The sequence below is a fragment of the Kribbella sp. NPDC051620 genome (assembly GCF_044453825.1).
Classification (GTDB): Bacteria; Actinomycetota; Actinomycetes; order Propionibacteriales; family Kribbellaceae; genus Kribbella.
Window position 1 is genome coordinate 231,932 of record NZ_JBITDB010000006.1, and the last position, 6,221, is coordinate 238,152.

Here is a 6,221-nt window from a genome sequence, read left to right on the forward strand (position 1 = left end):
GATCTCGAGCCTAACCAAAGTCGAGCGAGCTACTTGACTTTCTCAGCAGGTGAACGTCTGGCCCTCACCTTGACAACCACGAACCAGCCCACCGCGGCCGCCGCACCACCCAGTACGACGTATTGCAGCACTCCCACCGACGACTCCACGACATGCCATTTCTCGCCCAGCGCATACCCCGCGACGATCAGCGCCGTGTTCCACACCGCACTCCCGAGCGCCGTCAACGCGACGAACAACGGCACCGTCATCCGCTCCACCCCGGCCGGCACGGAGATCAGACTCCGCACCACCGGCACCAACCGCCCGATCAGCACCGCCTTGGCGCCGTGCCGGTCGAACCACGCCTCCGCCTTGTCGACATCCTCGACCTTGACCAACGGAAGCCGCGCCGCCAGCGCCCGCGTGCGCGTCCTGCCCAGCCCGGCGCCGACGCCGTACAACGCCAGCGCCCCCACCACCGACCCGAGCGTCGTGAACAAGATCGCGCTGATCAACCCCAGATCCCCGCGATTGGCCGCGAATCCCGCCAGCGGCAGGATCACCTCACTGGGCAACGGCGGAAACAGATTCTCCAGCGCCACCGCGAGCCCCGCCCCCGGAGCCCCCAGCTTCTCCATCAGGCCGATGGCCCAACCGGCCACACCACTGGTCGGTTCCTGCGCGAGAGCGCTCATCATTCAGCACCTGGTTCGTCGGGGTCATGGGGTCATTTCCTCGGCCCCTCCACCGTACCCAGCCAGGAAAACCCCACTCAACGACGCTGAAGCCGCTCCGGCTGCCGCCCACTGAGCAACAGCAGCAACTCGGCGATCGGAGCCTTGATCTCCGCGCCGGAACCCACCGACCAATCGATGTCGGAGGCAACCAATCGCGAGCCGCTCAACCTCTTGCGAGCCTTGAAGGGAAAGGACTTCGCCCAGATCCGGTCGGCCGCGACCACCGCAGCTTCGGCAGGCATCTCATGACGACGCCCGAGCGGCAGCACGATGTCCTGGGTGTGGATCAATACGTCGAGCAGCGGGTCGACGACGGTGGTACCGAGCGGCCGGCGGCGCGACCCGGCGAACCGCCGGTACTGCGCGACGATCTCCTCCCCCGAGTACTTCGCGCCCGCCCGCCGCGCCTCCTCGAACACGAACCGGTTGAAGTCGCCCCGCGCGCGAACCATCCCGCCCATCACCGGCAGCACCCGCGCTTGCGGTGACGAGATCACGTGGGCGGCGACGTCGCGGACCGTCCAGCCCGGGCAGACCGACGGCGTCGACCACTCGGCCTCGGTCAGCCCGGCGAGCAGGTCGGCCAGCGCTGCGCGCTCGACATCGACGTACCGCCAGATCTGTTCGCTCTCCATCGCTCCACCCCAGGAAACCAGTAAGCCTCTCTGACCAAATTAGACAGCTTCTCTGACTACCAGTCAAGATGGTCAGGTGCCGGACGACGAGCTGAATCTCGGACTGCTGCTGTTCATCCCCTACCGGTCGCTGGAGAATCGCGTCTTCCAGCGGCTCGCCGACGCGGGTTACGACATCACCCCCGCCCAGGCCCGGGTGTTCCAGCGAATCGGCCCGAACGGCACCCGCCTGACCGAGCTCGCCGAGCAGGCCCAGGTCACCAAGCAGACCGCCGGCTTCCTGGTCGACCAACTGGAGAAGGCTGGCTACGTCCGCCGCGTCCCCGACCCGAGCGACGCCCGCGCGAGGCTCGTCCAGATCACCGAGCACGGCGCCCGGACCATCCCCATCGCCGCAGCCGAGGTCGCCGAGATCGAGGCCGAATGGATCGCCCACCTGGGCGCCACCCAAGCAGCCCAGCTCCGGCGGGCCCTCACCAAGCTCCGCGAAATCACCGACCCCTACGCCTGACCAGCTCAAGCCCCCCAGCCAGGCCCAGGCGCTGCCTCGAACAGCCGGGCCCAGGCGCTGCCTCGAACGGCCGGGCTCAGGCGCTGCCCCGCAGCTCCAGCCTGGTCTCGACGATGACCTGAGCCTCCGCCGGCTGCTCCCCGCTCAACTGAGCGAGCAGTAGCCGGGTCATCTCGCGCCCCATCTCCTCGGTCGGCTGGAACACCGAGGTCAGCGGCGGATCGGAGTGCCGGCCACCAGGCGAGCCGTCGAACCCGATCACCGCCACATCCTCCGGTATCCGCCGGCCGGCCGCCTTCAGCACCCGCATCGCCCCGAAGGCCATCGGATCGGAGGCAGCGAAAACGGCATCCAGCCCCGGCGCCCGATCGAGCAGGGCCGCCATCGCCTTCGCGCCGCTGTCCTCACTGAAGTCCCCGTACTCGACCAGGTCCTCGCCGATGACGTCGCGAAACCCCAGCAGTCGCGCGACCCCGGCAGACATGTCCTGCGGTCCAGCGATACAAGCGATCCGGCGCCGCCCCTGATTCACCAGGTACTGCGCCGCCTGCCGCCCGCCGGTCGCGTTGTCGGCATCGACGAACGCGATGTCCCCGACCGGCCGGTTGTCCGGCCCCGCGAGCGGCCGCCCACACAGCACCAACGGCAACCCGTTGGCCCGGACCTGAGCCGGCAACGGATCGTCCGCGTGCTGGGAGAGCATCAGCACCCCGTCGACGTGCTCCCTGGTCAGGAAGCGGCCGGTCCGCTCTCGCTCGCTCGCGCTCTGCACCATCGACAACCACAGCTGCAGCTGGGTCTGGGCCATCGCCGAGCTGATCCCGCGGACGATGCCGGCGAAGTACGGCTCGGTGAAGAGCCGCTCACCCGGTTCGGAGATCACCAGCGCCACGCAGTCGGTACGCCGGGTGACCAGATTGCGGGCCGCCCGGTTCGGTACGTACCCCAGCTCGTCGATCGCCTTCAGCACCGCCGCCCGGGCCGCCGGGCTGACCTGGGACGACCCGTTGACCACCCGCGAAGCGGTCCCCCGCCCCACCCCCGCCCTTGCCGCAACGGTTTCGATGGTGGGACGGGGTTCGGTCATGTAGCTAGCCTGCCTCGGATCAGATCGGCGTACCAATACGCGCTGCTCTTCGGGGTGCGTGTCTGCGTCGCGTAGTCGACGTGGACGAGGCCAAACCGCCGCGAGTAGCCCCAGGACCACTCGAAGTTGTCGAAGAGCGACCAGCAGAAGTAGCCGCGCAACGGCACCCCTGCGTCGATCGCCGTCCGGCACGCCCGCAGGTGGCCGTCCAGGTAGCCGACCCGGTCGGGATCGCGGACCAGACCGTCCGCGTCCGGTACGTCCGCGAAGGCCGCGCCGTTCTCGGTGACATAGAGCGGTACTGCCGGATACTCCCGGGCGACCCGTTCGAGGACGCTGGTGAGCCCCTCGGCGTGGATCTCCCATCCCATCGCAGTGACCGGCAGATCCCCCTTCAGGAAGCCCACCTGCGAGCTACCGGGCCAGGGCGAAGCGCCGCCCCCTCCGCCGTGACCATCGTCGCCGCCGGTCGCCTCGCCGGTCACCACGTGCCGGGTGTAGTAGTTCACGCCCAGGACGTCGAGCGGCGTGGAGATGACGGCCAGATCCCCGTCCCGTACGTGCGCGAAGTCAGTCACCGGGCCGAGATCCGCGACCACGTCCGCCGGATAGGACCCGCGCAGCACCGGGTCGAGGAAGAAGCGGTTCTGCAGCCCGTCGATCCGCCGGGCCGCGTCCAGGTCGATCGCCCGCTCACTCGCCGGTACTACGTCGTACAGGTTGATGGTCACGCCGACCTGATGCCCGGCGGACCGCAGCAGGCCGGCAGCCAGCCCATGCCCGAGCATCAGGTGATGCCCCGCCTGTACCGCCGCAGCAGGATCCTGCCGACCCGGTGCGTGCACGCCGGAGCCGTAGCCCAGGAAGGCCGAACACCAGGGCTCGTTCAAGGTCGTCCACTGCCGCACCCGATCGCCCAGTACTGCGGCGATCGCGCCCGCGTAGTCCGCGAACCGCTCGGCCGTGTCCCGCTCGGGCCAGCCGCCCGCGTCCTCGAGCGGCTGCGGCAGGTCCCAGTGGTACAGGGTCGGCCATGGCTCGATACCGGCTGCCAGCAGTTCATCGATCAGCCGCGAGTAGAAGTCGACACCGGCCTGGTTGAGGCCGCCGCGGCCGTTCGGCTGGACCCTGGGCCAGGAGATGGAGAACCGGTACGCCTGCAGCCCGAGGTCGGCCATCAGCGCGACGTCCTCGCGGTACCGGTGGTAGTGCTCGATCGCGACATCGCCGGTCTCGCCGCCCAGCACCCGGCCCGGCGTGTGCGAGAAGGTGTCCCAGATCGAGGGCCCGCGCCCGTCGGCGGTCGCCGCGCCCTCCACCTGGTAGGCGGCGGTCGCGGCACCGAACAGGAACCCGGTCGGGAACTCCAGTCCGGTACCGGGCTCGGTCTGGCTGTCAGTTGTCACGACTTGATCGAACCTTCCATGATGCCGCCGATGATCTGGCGGCCGAACAGGATGAACACCGCGAACAGGGGCAGGGTGGCCAGCGCCGTCGCAGCGAAGACCTGTGCGTAGTCGGTGTAGTACGCCGTCGCCAGCAGGCTCAGCGACAACTGTACGGTCGGGGTGTTGGCGTCGAGCACGGCGTATGGCCAGATGAACTCGTTCCAGGTCTGCATGAAGGTCAGCAGGCCGAGTACGGCGGCGGCCGGTCGCAGTACGGGCAGTACGACGTTCCAGTAGATCCGGAAGGTCGAGCAGCCGTCCACCCGGGCGGCTTCCACCAATTCGTCGGAGATCGCCTCGGCGGCGTACTGGCGCATCATGAAGACGCCGAAACCGCTCACCAGGAACGGTACGATCACCGCTTGCAGGTGGCCGTTCCAGCCGATCTTCACCATCAGCATGTACAGCGGGATCAGGCCGAGCTGGACCGGCACCATCATCGTGCCGACGATCAGCAGCAGCAGACCGCTGCGGCCGCGGAACCGCAGTTTCGCGAACGCGAAGCCGGCCAGGGTGGAGAAGAAGACCACCGAGATGGTCACCACGCTCGAGATCACCACCGAGTTCACCAGGCCGTAGGCGAACGCCGCGTGCTCGTTGGCGAACACCCGGCCGACGTTCGCGGCGAGCTCACCGCCCGGGAGCAGCGGCGGCGGCACGTCGTTGATGACGTCGTTGGAGCGGGTGGCCACGACGACCATCCAGTAGATCGGGAAGATCGACAGCGCGCAGGCGACGATCAGCGCCAGGTACGTCGCCGGGCTGGTGCGCCACAGCCGGATCGAGGCGGCTCTCATCGCGCTCACCGGGCGGCCCGCCGGACGATCAGCAGGTTGATCAGCGAGAAGATCACGATCAGCCCGAACAGCGACCACGCGATGGCGGCGCCGTACCCGTACTGGAAGCGCTGGAACGCCGTCTCGTACATGTACATGGTGACCGTCTGGAACTGCCCGAGCGTGCCGCCGAGCATCCGTCCGTTGCCGAAGATCACCGGCTCGGTGAACAACTGCAGGCCTCCGATCGTGGAGATGATGACGGTGAACACCAGCGTCGGGCGCAGCAACGGGACCGTGATCCGCCAGAACTGCTGCCAGGGTTTGGCCCCGTCCAGGGACGCCGACTCGTACAGGTCCTTGGGGATCGCCTGCATCGCGCCGAGCAGGATCAGCGTGTTGTAGCCGGTCCAGCGCCAGTCGACCATCACGGCGATCGCGATCCAACTGGACCACCAGTTGGCCTGCCAGTCGACCGCGTCCAGTCCGAAGGCGGTGATCACGTAGTTGACCAGGCCGACGTCGCGGGCGAACAACTGCCCGAAGACGATGCCGACCGCCGCGACCGACGTTACGTTGGGGATCAGGACGCCCATCCGGAAGAAGGTGCGGGCCCGGATCTTGCGGTTCAGCAGGTTGGCCACCGACAGCGCGACCATCAGTTGCGGGACGGTCGCGATCACGAAGATGCCGACGGTGTTCTTCAGCGCGTTCCAGAAGTCCGGATCCGAGAACAGCGCGGTGTAGTTGTCGAGCCCGACGAACGTGTGCTCACCGATCAGGTGCCAGTCGTGCAGCGACACCCAGCCGGTGTAGACCAGCGGGAACGCCCCGAAGACACCGAACAGGACGAAGAACGGCGCGATGAAGAAGTACGGCGCGAACCTCATGTCCGCGCGGGTCAACCGGGAGCGCCAGGAGACCCGGCCGTGGGGGGGGGGGGGGGCGGCCCGGCCCGCCGGGGGGGGGGGGGGGGGGGGGGGGGGGGGGTTTGGGGGGGGGGGGGGGGGGGGAGGGCAGTAGCTGGGGGGGGGGGGGGGGGGAG

7 protein-coding genes are annotated in these 6,221 nt (G+C 68.7%); 1 reads left to right on the forward strand and 6 read right to left on the reverse strand.

Translation table 11 applies throughout. The annotated features are described in order from the left end of the window. Positions 1 to 29 precede the first annotated feature (29 nt). Together ACIA12_RS30680 and ACIA12_RS30685 are read right to left on the reverse strand one after the other, a co-directional pair. The gene (locus tag ACIA12_RS30680) at positions 30 to 677 is read right to left on the reverse strand and encodes a DedA family protein (protein ID WP_396370660.1); all 648 of its coding nucleotides are present in this window, start codon (positions 675 to 677) and stop codon (positions 30 to 32) included. Between the two features lie 77 nt (positions 678 to 754). Further along, the gene (locus tag ACIA12_RS30685; protein WP_396370661.1) at positions 755 to 1,354 is read right to left on the reverse strand and encodes a maleylpyruvate isomerase family mycothiol-dependent enzyme; all 600 of its coding nucleotides are present in this window, start codon (positions 1,352 to 1,354) and stop codon (positions 755 to 757) included. 76 nt (positions 1,355 to 1,430) lie between these two features. Here ACIA12_RS30685 and ACIA12_RS30690 point away from each other — a divergent pair, with 76 nt between their 5' ends. Beyond that, the gene (locus tag ACIA12_RS30690) at positions 1,431 to 1,865 is read left to right on the forward strand and encodes a MarR family winged helix-turn-helix transcriptional regulator (protein ID WP_396370662.1); all 435 of its coding nucleotides are present in this window, start codon (positions 1,431 to 1,433) and stop codon (positions 1,863 to 1,865) included. Positions 1,866 to 1,941: 76 nt separating this feature from the next. On the opposite strand, the gene ACIA12_RS30695 is transcribed toward ACIA12_RS30690, so the two are convergent. The 4 genes from ACIA12_RS30695 to ACIA12_RS30710 are packed head-to-tail and all read right to left on the reverse strand — an operon-like array spanning position 1,942 to position 6,066. Then, entirely contained in the window at positions 1,942 to 2,952 is a 1,011-nt protein-coding gene (locus ACIA12_RS30695) for a LacI family DNA-binding transcriptional regulator (protein WP_396370663.1), read from the reverse strand. Next, a complete protein-coding gene (locus tag ACIA12_RS30700; protein WP_396370664.1) occupies positions 2,949 to 4,358 on the reverse strand; it encodes a GH1 family beta-glucosidase in 1,410 nt (469 codons plus the stop codon). The genes ACIA12_RS30695 and ACIA12_RS30700 overlap by 4 nt, the downstream gene beginning before the upstream one ends. Beyond that, a complete protein-coding gene (locus tag ACIA12_RS30705) occupies positions 4,355 to 5,197 on the reverse strand; it encodes a carbohydrate ABC transporter permease (RefSeq protein WP_396370665.1) in 843 nt (280 codons plus the stop codon). Before ACIA12_RS30705 ends, ACIA12_RS30700 begins: the two co-directional genes overlap by 4 nt. Positions 5,198 to 5,202: 5 nt before the next feature. Further along, the gene (locus tag ACIA12_RS30710) at positions 5,203 to 6,066 is read right to left on the reverse strand and encodes a carbohydrate ABC transporter permease (RefSeq protein WP_396370666.1); all 864 of its coding nucleotides are present in this window, start codon (positions 6,064 to 6,066) and stop codon (positions 5,203 to 5,205) included. Between the last annotated feature and the right edge of the window lie 155 nt (positions 6,067 to 6,221).

Bases quoted from the DNA above. Each gene is read 5' to 3' on its own strand.
- ACIA12_RS30705 (WP_396370665.1), bottom strand. From the start codon at position 5,197: ATGAGAGCCGCCTCGATCCGGCTGTGGCGCACCAGCCCGGCGACGTAC.
- ACIA12_RS30710 (WP_396370666.1), bottom strand. From the start codon at position 6,066: ATGAGGTTCGCGCCGTACTTCTTCATCGCGCCGTTCTTCGTCCTGTTC.
- ACIA12_RS30680 (WP_396370660.1), bottom strand. From the start codon at position 677: ATGAGCGCTCTCGCGCAGGAACCGACCAGTGGTGTGGCCGGTTGGGCC.
- ACIA12_RS30685 (WP_396370661.1), bottom strand. From the start codon at position 1,354: ATGGAGAGCGAACAGATCTGGCGGTACGTCGATGTCGAGCGCGCAGCG.
- ACIA12_RS30695 (WP_396370663.1), bottom strand. From the start codon at position 2,952: ATGACCGAACCCCGTCCCACCATCGAAACCGTTGCGGCAAGGGCGGGG.